This window comes from Streptomyces sp. NPDC039609, from assembly GCF_055596705.1.
This window is the reverse complement of sequence record NZ_JBVIUJ010000008.1, coordinates 173,161-190,663: the sequence shown is the minus strand read 5'-3', so window position 1 is coordinate 190,663 and position 17,503 is coordinate 173,161. Positions and strand designations below refer to the sequence as shown.

At 71.6% G+C, this 17,503-nt stretch carries 14 protein-coding genes and 1 pseudogene; 11 read left to right on the top strand and 4 right to left on the bottom strand.

The window, feature by feature from the left end; all coding sequences use genetic code 11:
- Window positions 1-8 precede the first annotated feature (8 nt).
- Both argF and ACZ561_RS24770 read left to right on the top strand, forming a co-directional pair.
- Entirely contained in the window at window positions 9-1,019 is a 1,011-nt protein-coding gene (gene argF / locus ACZ561_RS24775; RefSeq protein WP_470998918.1) for an ornithine carbamoyltransferase, read from the top strand.
- A 144-nt stretch (window positions 1,020-1,163) separates the two neighbouring features.
- Window positions 1,164-2,747 carry an amino acid permease gene (locus ACZ561_RS24770; RefSeq protein WP_470998916.1) on the top strand — a complete coding sequence of 528 codons (1,584 nt, stop codon included), beginning with the start codon at window positions 1,164-1,166 and terminating at the stop codon, window positions 2,745-2,747.
- On the opposite strand, the gene ACZ561_RS24765 is transcribed toward ACZ561_RS24770, so the two are convergent.
- Window positions 2,707-3,144 (bottom strand): ATP-binding protein, encoded by a 438-nt coding sequence (locus tag ACZ561_RS24765; RefSeq protein ID WP_470998914.1) that lies wholly within the window; start codon window positions 3,142-3,144, stop codon window positions 2,707-2,709. The two genes, ACZ561_RS24770 and ACZ561_RS24765, sit on opposite strands and share 41 nt — an antisense overlap.
- A gap of 242 nt (window positions 3,145-3,386) precedes the next feature.
- Between ACZ561_RS24765 and ACZ561_RS24760 the strand changes: the two genes are divergently transcribed.
- Complete coding sequence (locus ACZ561_RS24760; RefSeq protein WP_470998912.1) at window positions 3,387-4,214, top strand: enoyl-CoA hydratase family protein; 828 nt, start codon at window positions 3,387-3,389, stop codon at window positions 4,212-4,214.
- A gap of 2 nt (window positions 4,215-4,216) precedes the next feature.
- Entirely contained in the window at window positions 4,217-6,610 is a 2,394-nt protein-coding gene (locus ACZ561_RS24755; RefSeq protein ID WP_470998910.1) for a bifunctional salicylyl-CoA 5-hydroxylase/oxidoreductase, read from the top strand.
- Here ACZ561_RS24755 and ACZ561_RS24750 read toward each other — a convergent pair.
- The 3 genes from ACZ561_RS24750 to ACZ561_RS24740 are packed head-to-tail and all read right to left on the bottom strand — an operon-like array spanning window position 6,597 to window position 9,551.
- Window positions 6,597-7,022, bottom strand: a complete 426-nt coding sequence (locus ACZ561_RS24750) for a hypothetical protein (protein ID WP_470998908.1) — start codon at window positions 7,020-7,022, stop codon at window positions 6,597-6,599. The two genes, ACZ561_RS24755 and ACZ561_RS24750, sit on opposite strands and share 14 nt — an antisense overlap.
- A 23-nt stretch (window positions 7,023-7,045) precedes the next feature.
- Complete coding sequence (locus ACZ561_RS24745) at window positions 7,046-7,888, bottom strand: PaaX family transcriptional regulator (RefSeq protein ID WP_470998906.1); 843 nt, start codon at window positions 7,886-7,888, stop codon at window positions 7,046-7,048.
- 4 nt (window positions 7,889-7,892) lie between these two features.
- The gene (locus tag ACZ561_RS24740; RefSeq protein ID WP_470998904.1) at window positions 7,893-9,551 is read right to left on the bottom strand and encodes an AMP-binding protein; all 1,659 of its coding nucleotides are present in this window, start codon (window positions 9,549-9,551) and stop codon (window positions 7,893-7,895) included.
- A gap of 119 nt (window positions 9,552-9,670) precedes the next feature.
- Here ACZ561_RS24740 and ACZ561_RS24735 point away from each other — a divergent pair.
- The 7 genes and pseudogenes from ACZ561_RS24735 to ACZ561_RS24705 all read left to right on the top strand — a co-directional run.
- Window positions 9,671-10,792, top strand: a pseudogene (locus ACZ561_RS24735) (acyl-CoA dehydrogenase family protein); the annotation flags it as partial.
- A gap of 365 nt (window positions 10,793-11,157) precedes the next feature.
- A complete protein-coding gene (locus ACZ561_RS24730; protein ID WP_376431405.1) occupies window positions 11,158-11,556 on the top strand; it encodes a RidA family protein in 399 nt (132 codons plus the stop codon).
- Between the two features lie 22 nt (window positions 11,557-11,578).
- The gene (locus ACZ561_RS24725; protein WP_470998902.1) at window positions 11,579-12,424 is read left to right on the top strand and encodes an alpha/beta fold hydrolase; all 846 of its coding nucleotides are present in this window, start codon (window positions 11,579-11,581) and stop codon (window positions 12,422-12,424) included.
- A gap of 94 nt (window positions 12,425-12,518) precedes the next feature.
- Entirely contained in the window at window positions 12,519-14,072 is a 1,554-nt protein-coding gene (locus ACZ561_RS24720) for an MFS transporter (RefSeq protein WP_470998900.1), read from the top strand.
- 46 nt (window positions 14,073-14,118) lie between these two features.
- The gene (locus ACZ561_RS24715; RefSeq protein WP_470998898.1) at window positions 14,119-14,766 is read left to right on the top strand and encodes a hypothetical protein; all 648 of its coding nucleotides are present in this window, start codon (window positions 14,119-14,121) and stop codon (window positions 14,764-14,766) included.
- A 99-nt stretch (window positions 14,767-14,865) separates the two neighbouring features.
- On the top strand, window positions 14,866-15,348 hold the full coding sequence (locus ACZ561_RS24710) for a CU044_2847 family protein (protein WP_470998896.1): 483 nt from the start codon (window positions 14,866-14,868) through the stop codon (window positions 15,346-15,348).
- 111 nt (window positions 15,349-15,459) lie between these two features.
- A complete protein-coding gene (locus ACZ561_RS24705; protein WP_470998894.1) occupies window positions 15,460-17,499 on the top strand; it encodes a VMAP-C domain-containing protein in 2,040 nt (679 codons plus the stop codon).
- Window positions 17,500-17,503 lie beyond the last annotated feature (4 nt).

Below are 17,503 nucleotides of genomic sequence, written 5' to 3'. Positions count from 1 at the left end.
GAGCACCCATGGCCACCGACCTCATCGGCCGCCACTTCCTCAAGGAGCTGGACTTCACCGCCGAGGAGTTCCGCGGTCTGATCGACCTGGCCGCCGAGCTGAAGGCGGCGAAGAAGGCGGGTAACGAGGTCCAGCGGCTGCGTGGCAAGAACATCGCCCTGATCTTCGAGAAGACCTCGACCCGGACCCGCTGTGCCTTCGAGGTCGCCGCCGCCGACCAGGGTGCCTCCACGACCTACCTCGACCCCTCCGGTTCGCAGATCGGGCACAAGGAGTCGGTCAAGGACACCGCCCGCGTCCTCGGCCGGATGTTCGACGGCATCGAGTACCGCGGCGACAGTCAGGCGCACGTCGAGGCGTTCGCCGCCCACGCGGGCGTCCCCGTCTTCAACGGACTGACGGACGACTGGCACCCCACCCAGATGCTCGCCGACGTCCTGACGATGACCGAGCACACGGACAAGCCCCTGGACGCCCTCACGTTCGCCTACCTCGGCGACGCCCGCTTCAACATGGGCAACAGCTACCTGGTCACCGGCGCCCTCCTCGGCATGGACGTGCGGATCGTCGCCCCCGAGGCGTACTGGCCGGCCGCGGAGATCGTCGCGGCCGCGCGGAAGCTGGCCGAGACGAGCGGCGCGACGATCACGCTCACCGAGGACGTCGCCGCGGGCGTCCACAACGCCGACTTCGTCGCCACCGACGTCTGGGTCTCGATGGGAGAGCCCAAGGAGATCTGGGACGAGCGGATCGCCCACCTCGCCCCGTACTCCGTGACCATGGACGTCCTGCGCGCCACGGGGAAGTCGGACGTGAGGTTCCTGCACTGCCTGCCCGCCTTCCACGACCTGGGTACCGCCGTCGGCCGCGACATCCACGCCCGGCACGGGCTGACGGAGCTGGAGGTCTCCGACGAGGTCTTCGAGTCGGAGTACTCCGTCGTCTTCGACGAGGCCGAGAACCGGATGCACACGATCAAGGCGGTCCTGGTCGCGACGATGGCCCCCGTCCTCGGATAGCGATACGTCCGATTGGGTGGATATGCGCACCCATGGTTACCATCGGTCGATTGGTGGGGTTCGAGCTCGCACGCTCGGACCCCACGCGTGTGTGACCCACGCGTGCGTGTGCGCGTGTGCTCGACCAGAGATGAGAACCACCGCATGTCCCCGTCCGCGTCGCGGATCAAATCCCCCCAGCAGCTGATCGCCGAATCCGGCGCGGACCTCGAGGGTCACGGCCTCAAGCGCACCATGGGCCTCTTCCAGCTCGTGTGCTTCGGCGTCGGCGCGATCGTCGGCACCGGTATCTTCGTCGGCCTCTCCGACAGCGTCGCCGAGGCCGGCCCCGCCGTCGTGATCTCGTTCGTCCTGGCCGCGATCACCTGCATCTTCACCGCGCTGTCCTTCGCGGAGCTCGGCAGCGCGATCCCCGTCTCCGGGTCGTCCTACTCGTTCGCCTACGCGAGCCTCGGCGAGCGGGTCGCCTTCCTCGTCGGCTGGTGTCTGCTCCTGGAGTACGGCGTCTCGGTGTCGGCGGTCGCGGTCGGCTGGAGCCAGTACCTCAACGAGCTGCTCGACAGCCTCATCGGACTGCGGCTGCCCGCCGCGCTCTCCTCCGGCCCCGCCGACGGCGGCATGATCAACCTGCCCGCGGTGGTCGTCATTCTCCTCGCCGCCGTGCTGCTGGTGCGCGGGATCCGGGAGAGCGCCCGGGCGACGGCCGCGATGGCCGTCCTCAAGATCGGCGTCCTGATCCTCTTCTGCGCGATCGGTTTCACCGCCTTCCAGGACGGCAACCTCTCGCCGTTCGCGGGGCACGGCGCCGCCGGGATCACCGCGGGGGCCTCGCTGGCCTTCTTCTCGTACATCGGCTTCGACGCCATCACCACCGCCGGTGAAGAGGTGAAGAACCCCCGCCGCACCATCCCCCTCGCCATCCTCATCTGCATCGGGGTCGTCACGGTGCTCTACGGAGCGGTGGCGTTCTCCGCGATCGGCGCGCTCGGCGCAGACGCCGTCGGCGACAAGCCGGCCGCCCTCTCGCTCGTGGTCGACCAGGTCACCGGGTCGACGGTCGGCGGCGGGATCATCGCCTTCGGCGCGGTCGTCGCGATCGCGTCCGTCGTCCTCGCGGTGATGTACGGGCAGACCCGCATCCTGATGTCGATGTCCCGCGACGGACTCGTCCCCCGGGTCTTCGAGCGGGTCTCGCCGAAGAGCGCGACCCCCGTGGCCAACACCTGGATCGTGGCCGCCGTCTTCGCGGTCCCGGCCGCGTTCTCCTCGCTCGACGTGGTGGTCGGTCTGACGACGATCGGCACGCTCGCCGTCATGGCCGTCGTGAACGTCGCGGTGATCGTGCTGCGCCGCCGCGACCCGGAGCTGCCGCGCACCTTCCGGGTCCCGCTGTATCCCGTCAGCCCGCTGCTCGGCATCGCCTTCTGTCTGTATCTGATCTGGGGCACGGGCTGGGCGACCTGGGTGCAGTTCGCGGTCTTCCTCGCCGTGGGCGCGTTGGTGTACGCGGTCTACGGGCGCCGCAACTCGCGCCTGGTCACGGCCGCGCCGTCCGATGCGGCGGTGTCCCATGCCGCGGTGTCCGGCGCCGCTCCGGCGGCCGGTGGGCCGGCCGAGGCCGCTCCGGCCGGCGCCGCTCCGGCGGCCGGTGGGCCGGCCGAGGCCGCTCCGGCCGCCGGGGGCGGAGCTACGCCGGCCGGCGCTGCGCCGGTATCGCGGGAAGGGTGAACCAGACCGCCTTGCCGTGGGCGGTGGGGCGGTGGCCGCAGTCGCTGCTGAGCGCGCGGACGAGCAGCAGGCCGCGGCCGTGCTCCTGCCAGGGGTCGGGCCAGTCGTCCGGCTGCGGGCGGATCAGCTCTCCGGGGCGGGCCGGGCGCCGGTCGTGCACCTCGACCTGGCAGCCGCCCGGCAGCAGCTCGACGACCAGCTCGATGGGGTCCTCGTCGTCGGTGTGCTCGACGGCGTTGGCGACGAGCTCGGCGGTCAGCAGCTCCGCCGTGTCACTGTCGGCGGGCGCGTCGAGGTCGGTGAGCGCCGTACGGACCAGCGCGCGGGCGATCGGCACGGCCGCCGTGGTGTGCGGGAGCCGGATGCGCCACGTCGTGGGGTCGGTGGCTTCGACCATGGCAAGGTCCGATCGCGGGGAGGGCGGAGGGGGACGACGCGAGCCCGAGACGTCCTGCTTTCAACCTTACGAACCGTAAGAGTGAAAGCCACGGGTACCCCCTCCCTCGCGACGAGGTCCTGAGTCCCAGGTCGGCGGGGACCTTCGGCAGTACGGGCCGGCCCTCGGTTCTATCGCGTGCTCGTGACGACAGTCACAACACGGTGATACGCTCCGGACAGGAGGAAGGGAGGCCGTTCCGTATGAGTCCCTTTATCGGCTCCGCACCCCGCACCGAGTGCTGGCACCATCTGAGGCTGACCGTCGACGACGGCGTCGCCACCGTCACCCTCGCCCGCCCGGAGAAACTCAACGCGCTCACCTTCGGCGCCTATGCCGACCTGCGCGATCTGCTCGCCGAACTCTCCCGGGAACGGGCCGTCCGCGCGCTCGTCCTCGGCGGCGAGGGCCGCGGCTTCTGCTCCGGCGGCGACGTTGACGAGATCATCGGCGCGACGCTCTCCATGGACACGGCGCAGCTGCTCGACTTCAACCGGATGACCGGACAGGTCGTCCGAGCGATCCGGGAGTGCCCCTTCCCGGTGATCGCCGCCGTCCACGGCGTCGCGGCCGGGGCGGGCGCCGTCCTCGCCCTCGCCGCCGACTTCCGGATCGCCGACCCGAGCGCCCGCTTCGCGTTCCTCTTCACCCGCGTCGGACTCTCCGGCGGAGACATGGGCGCGGCCTATCTGCTGCCCCGGGTCGTCGGCCTCGGCCACGCCACCCGGCTGCTCATGCTCGGCGAACCCGTCCGCGCGCCCGAGGCCGAGCGGATCGGCCTGCTCAGCGAGCTCACCGAGGACGGTGGCGCCGACGCGCGCGCCGCCGAGCTGGCCCGTCGCCTCGCCGACGGACCCGCCCTCGCCCACGCCCAGACCAAGGCCCTGCTCACCGCCGAGCTGGACATGCCCCTCGCGGCCTCCGTCGAACTGGACGCCAACACCCAGGCACTGCTGATGAACGGCGAGGACTACGCCGAGTTCCACGCGGCCTTCACCGAGAAGCGGACCCCGAAGTGGCAGGGGCGGTGACGATGACGCCCGCCCGGGACGCCGGCGCCGCGCCGGTCGGCACCGGCGCGGTCGGGCCGGAGCCGTCCGGGCGGGAGAAGCCCCGGCCGGAGGTCGAGCGCTCGGACGGAACCCGCCCCGGTGCCCCGCTGCGTGTCGCGGTCGTCGGTGGCGGGCCCGGTGGGCTCTACGCCGCCGCGCTGCTCAAGCGTCTCGACCCCGAGCGCGAGGTCACCGTCTGGGAGCGCAACGCCCCCGAGGACACCTTCGGCTTCGGCGTCGTCCTCTCCGACGAGACCCTCGGCGGGATCGAGCACGCCGACCCGGCCGTGTACCGCGCCCTCCAGGACGCGTTCGTCCGCTGGGACGACATCCACATCGCGCACCGCGGACACCTCCTCACCTCCACCGGCCACGGCTTCGCCGCCCTCGGCCGCCGCCGGCTCCTGGAGATCCTGCACGCCCGCTGCGCCGAGCTCGGCGTACGGCTCCGCTTCCGCACCGAGGCGCCGCCCGCCGCCGTCCTCGCCGCCACGCACGACCTTGTCGTCGCCGCCGACGGCGTCCACAGCCGCACGCGCGACGCCCACGCGGACGTCTTCCGGCCCACGCTCACCACCCACCGCTGCCGGTACATCTGGCTCGCCGCCGACTTCGCCTTCGACGCCTTCCGCTTCGAGATCGCCGAGACCGAGTACGGCGTGATGCAGCTCCACGGCTACCCCTTCTCCGCCGACTCCTCCACCGTCATCGTGGAGATGCGCGAGGAGGTATGGCAGGCCGCGGGCTTCGACGAGCTGGACGAGGCGGAATCCACCGCCCGCTGCGCCAAGCTCTTCGCCGAGGCGCTCGGCGGCCGGGCCCTGCGCTCCAACAACTCCTCCTGGACCGCGTTCCGTACGGTCGTCAACGAACGCTGGTCGCACGGCAACACCGTCCTCCTCGGCGACGCCGCCCACACCGCGCACTTCTCCATCGGCTCCGGCACCAAGCTCGCCGTCGAGGACGCCCTCGCGCTCGCCGCCTGCGTCGAGGAACAGCCCACCCTGGCCGAGGCTCTCGCCGCGTACGAGACGGAACGCCGACCCGTCGTCGCATCCACCCAGCGCGCGGCGGCCGCCAGCCTGCGCTGGTTCGAGGAGCTCGACGGCTACCTCGACCAGCCGTCCCGGCAGTTCGCCTTCAACCTCCTCACCCGCAGCCGTCGCGTCACCCACGACAACCTGCGGCTGCGCGACCCCGCCTTCACCGGCTCCGTCGAGCGCGAATTCGGCTGCCCGCCCGACACTCCGCCGATGTTCACCCCGCTCCGGCTGCGCGGACTCACCCTCCGCAACCGGGTCGTCGTCTCCCCGATGGACATGTACGTCGCCGAGGACGGCCTCCCCGGCGACTTCCACCTCGTCCACCTCGGCGCGCGGGCGCTCGGCGGCGCCGGGCTCGTCATGACCGAGATGGTCTGCGTCAGCCCCGAGGGCCGGATCACCCCCGGCTGCACCGGCCTCTGGAACGACGAGCAGGAGGCGGCCTGGAGCAGGATCACCGCCTTCGTCCACGGCCGCTCGCCCGGTACCGCGATCGGCGTCCAGCTCGGCCACTCCGGCCGCAAGGGCTCCACCCGCAGGATGTGGGAGGGCATGGACCAGCCGCTCCCCGAGAGCAACTGGCCCCTGACCGCCGCGTCACCGCTGCCGTACCGGCCCGGCGTCAACCAGATCCCGCACGCTCTGGACCGGGCCGGGATGACCGCCGTACGCGAGGAGTTCGCGGCCGCCGCCCGACGGGCCGCCCGCTCCGACTTCGATCTGCTGGAACTGCACTGCGCCCACGGCTATCTGCTCTCCGGCTTCCTCTCCCCGCTGACCAACCGGCGCGACGACGCCTATGGCGGAGCGCTCGTGAACCGGCTGCGCTTCCCGCTCGAAGTCTTCGACGCCGTCCGTGAGGCGTGGCCCGACGACCGCCCGATGACCGTCCGCATCTCCGCCACCGACTGGGCGGAAGGGGGCACGACGGCCGAGGACGCGGTCGAGATCGCCCGCGCCTTCGCCGCGCACGGCGCCGACGCGCTCGACGTCTCCACCGGCCAGGTGGTCCCTGACGAGCGTCCCGAGTACGGCCGTTCGTACCAGACCCCGTACGCCGACCGGATCCGCAACGCGCTCGCCGTCCCGGTGATCGCGGTCGGCGCCATCTCCTCCTGGGACGACGTGAACTCCCTCCTGCTGGCCGGCCGCGCCGACCTCTGCGCCCTGGCCCGCCCGCACCTCTACGACCCGCACTGGACCCTCCACGCGGCCGCCGACCAGAACTACCAGGGCCCGGCGGCCCCCTGGCCACCCCCGTACCGCGCCGGCAGCCGCACACCCCCGACGGGCCGCACGGACGCCCCGAAGCCGCGGCTCAGGCTGGACTGACGTCCAGGCATTCGTGGCACAGGCACGGATCGGGGTGCGGGCCCGCGTGGTGCGTGCGCCGCAGCTCCCGGGCCGTCCGCTCCAGTTCGACGGCCGCCTGCGCGGCCGCTTCGGGCGTGCGCAGGAACCAGCCGGCGCCGCGGTGCCGCCGCAGCACTGCCGGCGTGTACACCAGGGTGGCGCGGAAGGTGTGCAGGTGCCGGGTGCCCATGTCGATGGTGATCCACCGGCCGTTGTGCCGGCCACGGCCGACGGTGGTCAGCTGTTCGTTCCCCATGCCGGGGTAGGTGTCGACGACGTATACCTTCGCCCCGCCCTTGTACGCCTTGGTGCCCGGCCGCAGCTCCTGTCCGAGGTCACCCCACCGCCGCCACAGCACCACGTTCGCCGCGACCAGCCACTCCGGCTCCATCGCCCCCGCCCTCCCCGTAACGATCACGCTCCGGTGGGACGACCGCTCCCGGCCGCCGGTTGCACGAACTCCGCGCCCCGGTCCCGGAGCCTTTCGTGCAGCGCCGCGAACACCTCCGCCGAGCGGGCGCCGGGCCAGTCCCGCGGGAGCAGCTCGGCCGGCAGGACCGGGTCCGCGTACGGCAGGCGGCGCCAGGAGTCCAGGGCGAAGAGGTAGTCCCGGTAGGCGTCCTCCGCCGAGCCCCTGGAGGACGTCCAGGCGCGCAGCACCGGCTCGTGGGCCGAGAGGAACTCCTCGTGGAGCTTGGCGATCGACGGCAGGTCCCACCAGCGGCCCACCGCCTCCGCCGTCGCCGCGTAGCCCAGGTGCTCGCCCCGGAAGAGGTCCACGTACGCGGAGAGCTCCAGGCGCTCCAGGGTGTGGCGGGTCTCCTCGTACAGCCGCGCGGGGGCGATCCAGACGCCCGGGGCCGCCGTCCCGAAGCCCAGCCGCGCCAGCCGCGAGCGCAGCAGATGGCGCTTGTGGCGCTCGGCCTCCGGGACCGTGAAGACGGCGAGGACCCAGCCGTCGGACAGCTTGGGCTCCGTACGGGTGTAGATCCGGCGGTCGCCGTCGTCCAGAAGCTGGCGCGCGTCGTCCGAAAGGGCGTATCCGGCCGCTCCGTCCGCCGTCCGGCGCGGCAGCAACAGCCCCCGCCGTTTCAGCCGGGACACCGACGACCGCACCGAGGGCGCGTCCACGCCGAGCACCGCGAGGAGGCGGATCAGCTCGGCCACGGGCAACGGCTCCTCGCCCGGCGCGAGGCCACGGCCGTACGCGCCGTACAGCGAGACGATCAGGGAACGGGGGGTGTGCTGCTCGGCCACGTGATCACTCTAGGGGGTGGCGCTGCCCGTCGTCGGGTCCTGCGCGCAGCCGGAATCGCTGCAGCTTCCCCGTTGCCGTCCGTGGCAGCGCGTCCAAAAAGACGATCTTGCGGGGACTCTTGTACGGCACCAGCCGGGCCCGGACGAACGCCCGCAGCGCCCCCGCCGTGTCCGCGTCGCGCGGCACCCCGTCCCGTACGACCGCGTACGCGACCACGATCTGGCCACGCAGCTCGTCCGCCTGACCCACCACCGCCGCCTCGACCACGTCCGGGTGGGCGAGGAGTGCCTCCTCGACCTGGGGGCCCGCGATGTTGAAACCGGCCGAGATGATCATGTCGTCCGCGCGGGCCACATAGCGGAAGTAGCCCTCCGTATCGCGGACGTAGGTGTCGCCCGTGACGTTCCAGCCGTCGTGGACGTACTCGCTCTGCCGCGGGTCCGACAGATACCGGCAGCCGACCGGTCCGCGCACCGCGAGCAGGCCCTCCTCGCCGTCGGGGACCTCCATGCCGGCCCGGTCGACCACCCGCGCCTGCCAGCCGGGCACCGGCCGTCCGGTCATGCCGGGGCGGATGTCGCCGTCGGCGGCCGAGATGAAGATATGGAGCAGTTCGGTCGCTCCGATGCCGTTGATGAGCTTCAGGCCGGTACGCCGGTGCCAGGCGTCCCAGGTCGCGGCGGGCAGGTTCTCGCCCGCCGACACGCACCGCCGCAGCGACCGCAGCGGGGCGATGTCGTACTCGCCGTGCCGGTCGATCTCCTCCAGCATCACCCGGTACGCGGTCGGCGCCGTGAACAGCACCGACACCTGGTGGTCCGCGATCGCCTGCAGCAGCTGCTTGGGCCCCGCCTGCTCGAGCAGCAGCGCGCTGGCCCCGGCGCGCAGGGGGAAGAGGACGAGCCCGCCGAGACCGAAGGTGAAGCCGAGCGGGGGCGAGCCGGCGAAGACGTCGTCCGGCTCGGGGCGCAGGACGTGGGCCGAGAAGGTGTCGGCGACCGCGAGGACGTCGCGATGGAAGTGCATGCACCCCTTGGGCCGACCGGTCGTCCCCGAGGTGAAGGCGATCAGGGCCACGTCGTCGGCGGCCGTCTCCACCGCCTCGTAGCTGTCCGGTCGGCCCATGGCGAGGGAGAGCAGATCGTCGGGGGAGTCCCCGCCGAAGGCGGTGATCCGCAGCCCCGGGACCTCGGCCTTCACCAGGTCGTCGACGCTCCTGCTGTCGCACAGGGCGTGGGTGCAGTGGGCCATCTCGCACATCACGGCCAGTTCCTGGGCGCGCTGCTGGGCCAGGACGGTGACGGCGACCGCGCCCGCCTTCATCACCGCGAGCCAGCAGGCGGCCAGCCAGGGTGTGGTGGGGCCGCGCAGGAGCACCCGATTGCCCGGCAGGATGCCGAGATCGGAGGTCAGGACATGCGCGATCCGGTTCACTCGTTCGCGCAGCTGTCCATATGTCCAGACATTCCCTTTTCCGTCCCGGAAGGCCGGACGCTCCGTACCGAATCGTTCCACCGTGCGGTCGAGCAGCTCCGCCCCGCAGTTGAGGCGCTCCGGGTAGGCCAGTTCCGGCAGATCGAAGAGCAGATGGGGCCAGTCGTCCGCGGGCGGCAGATGATCGCGCGCGAACGTGTCGTGGTGGGCCGAGGGGGTCAGCTCCATGAGTTCGTCCCCTTGTCGTGGTGGGGTCGCCCAACGAGCGTATCGTGATGGTGACGACAGTCAACGGTGCGCGATAGAACTGATGCAGGCGAGCGAGCCAGACGGAGACAGGGGTCCGAATGTCCGTATTCTCACTCGATCCACGCCAGACCGCCCGGTGTGCCGAGCTCCGCGCCCTCGCGGCCGACCATCTGCGGCCGCTTGCCGAGAAGGGCGAGCCGGGCCGGGTCAACCGCCCCCTCGTCGCCGCCCTCGGCGAGCTCGGCCTCCTCGCCGGGCTCTTCGAGGCGGGCGCCCTCGACCTCTGTCTGCTACGGGAATCCCTCGCCCACTCCTGTACGGAGGCCGAGACCGCCCTCGCCCTCCAGGGCCTCGGCGGCCACCCCGTCGCCGCCTTCGGCACGCCCGAGCAGCGGGCCCGCTGGCTCCCCGAGATCGTCGCGGGAGGCGCCGTCGCGGCCTTCGCGCTCAGCGAGCCCGACGCCGGCTCCGACGCCGCCGCGCTCTCCCTGGAGGCGCGGCCCGACGGCGCGGGCAGCTGGCGCCTCCACGGCGAGAAGCGCTGGATCTCCAACGCGCCCGAGGCCGACTTCGCCACCGTCTTCGCCCGGACGACCCAGGGCGCCGGCGCCCGCGGCGTCACCGCCTTCCTCGTCCCCGCCGACCGCCCCGGCCTCTCCGGCACGCCCCTCGACATGCTCGCCCCGCACGCCATCGGCTCCCTCGTCTTCGACGGCGTCCCGGTCGGCCCGGCGGACGTCCTCGGCGAGACCGACCGGGGCTTCCGGGTCGCCATGACCACCCTCAATCGCTTCCGCCCCAGCGTCGGTGCCTTCGCCGTCGGCATGGCCCAGGCCGCCCTCGACGCGACCCTCGCCCACACCGCCGCCCGGCCCGCCTTCGGTGGCGTCCTCCGGGACCTCCAGGCCGTCTCCCACCAGGTCGCCGAGATGGCCACCCGCACGGAGGCCGCCCGCCTGCTCGTCTACGCGGCGGCAGCGGCGTACGACGCCGGCGCGGCCGACGTGCCCCGGCGCTCGGCGATGGCGAAACTGCTGGCCACCGAGACCGCGCAGTACGTGGTCGATGCCGCCGTCCAGCTCCACGGCGCGCGGGCGCTGCAACGCGGCCATCTGCTGGAACACCTCTACCGGGAGGTGCGTGCACCACGCATCTACGAAGGGGCGACCGAGGTCCAGCGCACGATCATCGCCAAGGAGCTGTACGCCGAGGCCGAGGCCGCCGCAGCGCCGCCGGAGCCCCCCACCGCCCGGCGGAACGGGGAGCCGCCCGGGCGGCCCGAGGAGCCCGCGGTGGTACCCGAGTCGCCGCTGGAGCCCGCCACCGAAAGGCGGCCCGCTGAGCCCGCCGAGGGGGCACCCGCGGAGCCCGCCGCCTCCGCGCCCGGGCCGCACGTGGAGCCTGCCGCCGGGAGGCCGCCGGCGGAGCCTGCCACCACCGCGCCCGGGCCGCCCGCAGAACCCGCTGCCGGGAGGCCGCACGCTGAGCCGGCCGCCGGGAGGCGGCCCGCGGAGCCCGCCGCCACCGCGCCCGGGCCGCACGTGGAGCCTGCCGTCGTCGCCGAGTCGCCGAAGGAGCCGTCCCGATGAGCCTGCACCGGCACAACCCCGCCGCACTGTCCCCGCCCACCGGCTTCTCCCACGCCGTGACCGCCACCGGCACCCGGCTGGTCTTCCTCGCCGGGCAGACCAGCCTCGACCGCGACGGCAAGGTGGTGGGGGAGACCCTGCCCGAGCAGTTCGAGACCGCGCTCACCAACCTCCTCACCGCCCTGCGCCACGCCGGCGGCACCGCCCGTGATCTCGCCCGCGTCACCGTCTACGCCACGGATGTCGCCGCATACCGCGCCCATGCCCATGAACTCGGCGCGATCTGGCGGAGGTTGGCGGGCCGCGACTATCCCGCGATGGCCGTGATCGGAGTCGTACGGCTGTGGGACGATCAGGCCCAGGTGGAGCTGGACGGCTTCGCGGTAGTGGAGTAGGGCCGGACGAACAGGGGGAGCTGTGCCGGAGATCGAGCTGACCGCCGGAACCGTCGCGTACGAGGACACCGGCGGCCCCGGCCCCGTGCTCGTCCTGCTGCACGGGCTGGTCCACGACGCCACCGTCTGGCGCAAGGTCGTCGCCGAACTCGCCCCGGACCACCGGGTGGTGGCCCCGACCCTCCCGTACGGCTCCCACCGCACCCCGATGAATCCGGACGTGCCGCTCTCGCCTGACAGCGTCGTCGACCTGATCGCCGAACTCCTCGACCGGCTCGACCTCACCGATGTCACGCTCGTCGAGAGCGACTGCGGACGCGCCCAGACCGTCGCCGTCCGCCACCCCGAACGGCTCGCCGGGCTCGTCCTGATCTCCTGCGAGGCCTTCGACAACTACCCGCCCGGCGCTCCCGGCAAGATGATCGACCTGGCCTGCCGTATCCCGGGCGGAGTCCTCCTGATGGCCCGGGTCCTCGGCCTGAAGCCGCTGCGCCGGCTGCCCGTCGGCCTCGGAGCGCTGACCCGGCGGCCCGTGCCCGAGCCGATCGCCGGCGGCTGGCTGCGGCCCCTGCGCACCGACCCCGCGATCCGTAACGACTTCCGCCGCTACTGTCTCGCCGTCCGCAAGGACGAACTCCTCCGGGCCGCCGAGGGGCTGCGGACGTTCGACCGCCCCGCGCTCGTCGTCTGGGCCGTCGACGATCTGATGATGCCCCGCGAGCACGGCCGCCGGCTCGCCGAACTCCTGCCCCAGGGGCGGCTCGTCGAGATCGAGGACAGCAGGACGCTCGTCGCCGAGGACCAGCCCGAACGGCTCGCGAAGGAGCTGCGCGCCTTCGTCGCGGAGGCCTCCGCGGGCGAGGCTTGATCAACTGGTCAGCCGCCGGACCCGGGCTTAGTGTCGAAAGGGTGGACTGACCGGCCCACGGCTCCCCCACACCAGGCGAGGGGCGCGATGCGCCATGAGTACCCCGAAGCCGACGACTCCGGCGGAGACCACAGCGCAGAGGAAGGGCGGTGACGGCAAGGGCATCGCCCTTTTCGTGATCGCCTCCTGCCAGCTGATGGTCGTTCTCGACATCACGATCGTCAACATCGCGTTGCCGCACATCCAGAGCGCGCTGGACTTCTCCACGACCAGCCTGTCGTGGGTCGTCAACGCCTACACGCTGACCTTCGGCGGACTGCTGCTCCTCGGCGGACGAGCCGGCGACATCCTCGGCCGCCGCCGTGTCTTCATGTTCGGCATCCTGCTCTTCGGATTCGCCTCGTTGCTCTGCGGGCTGGCCCAGAACGACTGGCAACTCCTCGCCGCCCGGGCGCTCCAGGGCGTCGGCGGCGCCATCGCCTCCCCGACCTCGCTCTCCCTGATCACCACGAACTTCGAAGAAGGCCCGGAACGCAACCGGGCGTTCGGCGTGTTCGCGGCCGTCTCCGCGGGCGGCGGTGCGATCGGGCTCGTCGCCGGCGGACTGCTCGTCGAATGGCTCGACTGGCGCTGGATCTTCTTCGTCAACGTGCCGATCGCGCTGCTCATCGCGTTCCTCACACCCCGCCACATCAAGGAGTCCGAGCGGCACCCCGGCCACTTCGACTTCGCCGGAGCGCTCACCTCCACCCTCGGCATGGTGGCGCTGGTGTACGGGTTCATCCGCGCCGCGCAGGAGGGCTGGCGCGACCCGCTGACGCTCGCCTCGTTCGGCGCGGCGGTCGTCCTGCTGCTCCTGTTCATCCTGGTGGAACGCCGCTCCCGGCAGCCGATCACCCCGCTGCACATGTTCGCCGACCGCAACCGGGCGGGCACGTACGCGATCATGCTCTGCCTGGCCGCGGCGATCTTCGGGATGTTCTTCTTCCTGACGCTCTGGGTGCAGGGCGTCCTGCACTTCAGCCCGTTGAAGACCGGCCTCGCGTTCCTGCCCGTCAGCGCGATCATCGCGGTCGGTGCCGGGTTCGCCTCCCAGATGCTGCCCAAGTTCGGGCCGAAACCCTTCATGGTCGTCGGCTCGCTCCTGTCGGCGGCCGGCCTGTCCTGGCTGACCCTGACCAACGTCGACTCCACCTATCTGGGCAGCATCCTGGGCCCGATCCTCGTCTTCGGCATGGGCATGGGCCTGATGTTCGTCTCGCTGACCATCATGGCGCTGTCCAACGTCGAGCAGCGGGAGGCGGGCGCCGCGTCCGGGCTGCTCAACGCCACCCAGCAGGTGGGCGGTTCGCTCGGCCTGTCGATCCTGGTGACCGTCTTCGGCACGGCGAGCCGCAACGAGGCACAGGATCAGATACCGATCTTCCTCTCCCAGGCGAACCCCCTGGAGAAGGCCCAGTTCGCCAGAACCGGCCAACTGCCCCCGCCCTACGCCGACGAGGTCCTGACGGCCGGCGTCTCGTCCGGCTTCATCACGGCGGCGGCCTTCTCCATCGTGGCGTTCTTCATAGCCCTCTTCGTGATCCAGGTCCGAGCCTCGGACATCGAACGCCTCAAGGGCGGCATGGGACCCCCCGGGATGGGCTGAGCTGCCGGCCCGGGGCGTGTCGGTGGCGGCGCGTACGGTCGTCGTCATGACCGTGAAAGCGCTCGCCGCCTGCGCCCCGTCCGCCACCGCCGTCCGTGAACTACTCGCCCTCCCCACGATGGCTCCGGTGCCGGACGAGGAATTCCTGGACCACAGGTCGGACCTCCTGGGCTGGGAGTTCACCGACCTGGTGTGCGAGGCGGAGCGGACCCGGCACGGGCACGTCCTGTCGTACGACGTGGACAATCCCTTGGGTAACGCACGGGCGACGTTCAACCTGGTCTTCGCGGAGGCGTATCCGGACGACCCGGACGGCCTGGACAACGAGAACTGGCTGACGGGCGCCGTCCGCGCCTGGGCTGACGAGCTCGGCTGGCGGTTCGAGGCGGACCCGACCCTCGACGCCTGCGAGGCGGTGCTCGAAGAGGCGGCCGCCACGGTGACCGAGGTGCTCGGCACCCCACCGGAGCGGACCCTGCGCACCGACGGGCACTTCAGCATGGGCCCGTACGCGCTGTGCCGCATCTGGCGCACCGCCGACCACGCCGTCGTCGTCTGCCCCCTGGAGGACCACGGCCCGTACGGCTATCTGACGCACTTCGTCCTGGCCCTGACGCCCTGTCCGCCCGACGATCAACTCCCGTCCGACGACGCGGCGATGCGGGAGTGGGTCCTGGACCGCATCAACTGGTAGTCAGCTTGACGCCGGTGGAGAACTCTGAGGTGGGGCGTTCTTCCGCGAGCCCTCGTTCGCCAGACCGTAACGCCATGGTCGGAGCACAGACATGACATCATGGTCGACATGGGGGACGTGAATCTCACTTTTGATGACGGCTCGGTGGTGCGCATGCACCTTGCCCCGGTCGTCAAGAACGTTGCCGTGTCGGCCGGGTCGACGCCCGCGCAGCAGGCTGGTCCGAGCGCACCTCTCGAGCTGCCGCCGGAGTTCGGCTCCGCGCAGCCCGTCAGCGTTCCGGCTCGGGCGGCGGAAGCGCTCACCAGAGGAGGCGCAGCACTCGTTGAGGCGCTCCGTCCCCTTAGCGGTGTGCTGGACGGCATTCACCAGTCGTTCGCGGGTTCCGTTCAGCGTCCGGACGAGGTGACGGTGGAGTTCGGGGTCACCCTCGGCAGCGATCTGAGTCTGGGGATCTTCTCGGGCAAGGGTGAGGCGAGCTTCACTGTCTCGGCAAGCTGGAACTTCACCAGCGCGGCGGATCCCGCTTCGGCCACGCCGGCCCCGTTCGCCGCGGACGAGGCGGCGGCTGCCGTTTCCTGACGGAGGCCCCGGGCGTTGTCATCCCCTCGGACTTCTTCACATAGCGACGCGGCACTGCACCGCGCGTTCGTCTCCGTGCTGGGCCCGGACGGTCAGTGCGTCGGAGCCGCCGTGCTTGTCGGCGATTCCCTCGTGCTCACGTGCGCCCATGTCGTCAACAGCGCATTGGGACGAGACCAATTCGAGACGGCCATCCCCATGCCCACACAGGCCGTCCGACTGCGGATGCCTCATGTGGACGGCGGCCGGGAACTGTCCGGCCGCGTCGAACGCACGATGTGGCGTCCGCCGAGGCCGTACGAAGCGGGTGGGGACGGCGCCTCTGCCGCCGGAACGCTGCCGTATTTCGGTGATCTGGCCGTGCTCCGACTGGGCGAGCCGGCTCCCGACGGCGCGGAGGCGGCACCCTTCCTGCCCGAGCGGAACGGGGATGAGGCCATCGCCCTGTGGGCCAGCGGCAACACGGCGACGACCCTCCGTGCGGTGCCGCGCGCCGTTGTCGAGCAATGGGTCGTACTCGATGTCGTGGCTGGTTCTGGGGTGTACGCCGGGTTCAGCGGCGGCCCGCTCTGGGACCGCGGCCGTGAAGCTGTGGTCGGGATCGTGGTGGCCACCCACCTGACGGCCGGGGGCTCTGCGCAGGGATCAGCGGGATCGCTCTACGCGATTGGGCTGCCCGCGATCGAGGCCGAGTTGCCGGAGCTTCCGCCGCTGGCCGTCCCGATGGCCGGGTCGGGCCGGCAGCAGATGCTGGGAGTCCTGGAACAGCTTCTCCAAGGCAGCGAGGGGGTTCGCAGATGTGAGGAGAGGTTGTCGGCCAAGCTCCGCCGGACGTCGGTGCAGCAGGCAGCCGACTGTCACAGGCTGCTCACGCTCGCCGTCGGTGTGCGACGCGGCGTCCCGGAGCTGCTGGAGGTGGTCCGGGAATATCTGGCCGACACCGAAGCCGGTGGAGCACACGGGAGCGGCTCTCTCTACGACCGGCTCGTGAGCGCGGCGCGTGTGGTCAGCGCAACGGAAATACTCACCGCGCAGCAGCGCCGGGACCTGGTCGGCCTTCTGACGCACTGCCACGTCGATCCGACCGAACTCATGCGTTCCGTACTGCCGTACGCAGACGAGTATCCGACGGTGCACGGCTTGGTGGATGTCACGGATCTCCTGGAGGGATACGACCCGCCTTCCGGTCAGCGGATGCCGCCGCTGTTGCAGGCGGTGGTCAGGATCGCCCTGACCGAATGCGCCGCAGGAAACCGCGTGGCGCAGGACTTGGACGCATGGGTGGCCAGGGTCGCCCTGCGGCTGGGCGTACCTCAGGCAGCCGTCGACCAGTTTCGCGAAGATACTCGTCCGGCTGTCCGCGCCATGACCACTGCTCCCATGGGCCCTCGAATTCAGGTCGAGTTGCTACCGCTATCACCCGGCCATCGCTTCACCTACCAGATCTGGGTCTGGAACGGTGACGGTCGTCACGAGGTCGTCGCGGTGCAGGACTCAGAGGTCGCGAGCGAGCAGGTGGTCGCCGGCATCCGGACCGTGCTGCGCAACGAGGTGCACGAACACGCCGATCAGGCTCAGGTGGAGTTCTTCGTGGCGCCTGCCTGGCTGCGGCTCGAGGTGGACACATGGCAGGTGACGGGCGGCGACGACGGCGACGGTGACTTCTTCCTCGGTATCAGCCGCCCGGTTGTCCTACGCAGCTCCGGACGAACGCGCGAGACCTTCGTCCGGTGGAAGCGCCGCACCGAAGCCCTCTCGTCCTCCCAGCCTCTTGTGCTCGACCAGCGCTCCATATCCTCGGTCGTCGCCCAGGCGCGGCTGGAGGCAGCTCCGGACGCCGGCGTGGTCATCATGTGCTGTGAGCAGCAGCATCAGGGCCGATTGCTCCGACAGTGTCTCCAGGCCGGTGTGCACACCGTGCTGTGGCATCGGCAGAACCACGACGCGGACACGGCGAAGTGGCTCCTCGATTTGCTGCAGGGGATCCGACACGCGGACCTTCCGGAGATGGTGCGTCTGGAACGCGCCAGAGCGCTGGCGGACCCGGACGGCCTGACCCACCACGGGCACCGCCTGTCGCTTCTGTACGACGGGCCGGACCATAGGCCGCCGCCGCTCGCCCCTGATGCCTGGGCGCTTACTCAACCCTGAATCG

Excerpts from the sequence above, each read along its gene's own strand:
- argF (WP_470998918.1), top strand. The coding sequence starts at position 9 with ATGGCCACCGACCTCATCGGCCGCCACTTCCTCAAGGAGCTGGACTTC.
- ACZ561_RS24770 (WP_470998916.1), top strand. The coding sequence starts at position 1,164 with ATGTCCCCGTCCGCGTCGCGGATCAAATCCCCCCAGCAGCTGATCGCC.
- ACZ561_RS24765 (WP_470998914.1), bottom strand. The coding sequence starts at position 3,144 with ATGGTCGAAGCCACCGACCCCACGACGTGGCGCATCCGGCTCCCGCAC.
- ACZ561_RS24760 (WP_470998912.1), top strand. The coding sequence starts at position 3,387 with ATGAGTCCCTTTATCGGCTCCGCACCCCGCACCGAGTGCTGGCACCAT.
- ACZ561_RS24755 (WP_470998910.1), top strand. The coding sequence starts at position 4,217 with ATGACGCCCGCCCGGGACGCCGGCGCCGCGCCGGTCGGCACCGGCGCG.
- ACZ561_RS24750 (WP_470998908.1), bottom strand. The coding sequence starts at position 7,022 with ATGGAGCCGGAGTGGCTGGTCGCGGCGAACGTGGTGCTGTGGCGGCGG.
- ACZ561_RS24740 (WP_470998904.1), bottom strand. The coding sequence starts at position 9,551 with ATGGAGCTGACCCCCTCGGCCCACCACGACACGTTCGCGCGCGATCAT.
- ACZ561_RS24730 (WP_376431405.1), top strand. The coding sequence starts at position 11,158 with ATGAGCCTGCACCGGCACAACCCCGCCGCACTGTCCCCGCCCACCGGC.
- ACZ561_RS24720 (WP_470998900.1), top strand. The coding sequence starts at position 12,519 with ATGAGTACCCCGAAGCCGACGACTCCGGCGGAGACCACAGCGCAGAGG.
- ACZ561_RS24715 (WP_470998898.1), top strand. The coding sequence starts at position 14,119 with ATGACCGTGAAAGCGCTCGCCGCCTGCGCCCCGTCCGCCACCGCCGTC.
- ACZ561_RS24710 (WP_470998896.1), top strand. The coding sequence starts at position 14,866 with ATGGTCGACATGGGGGACGTGAATCTCACTTTTGATGACGGCTCGGTG.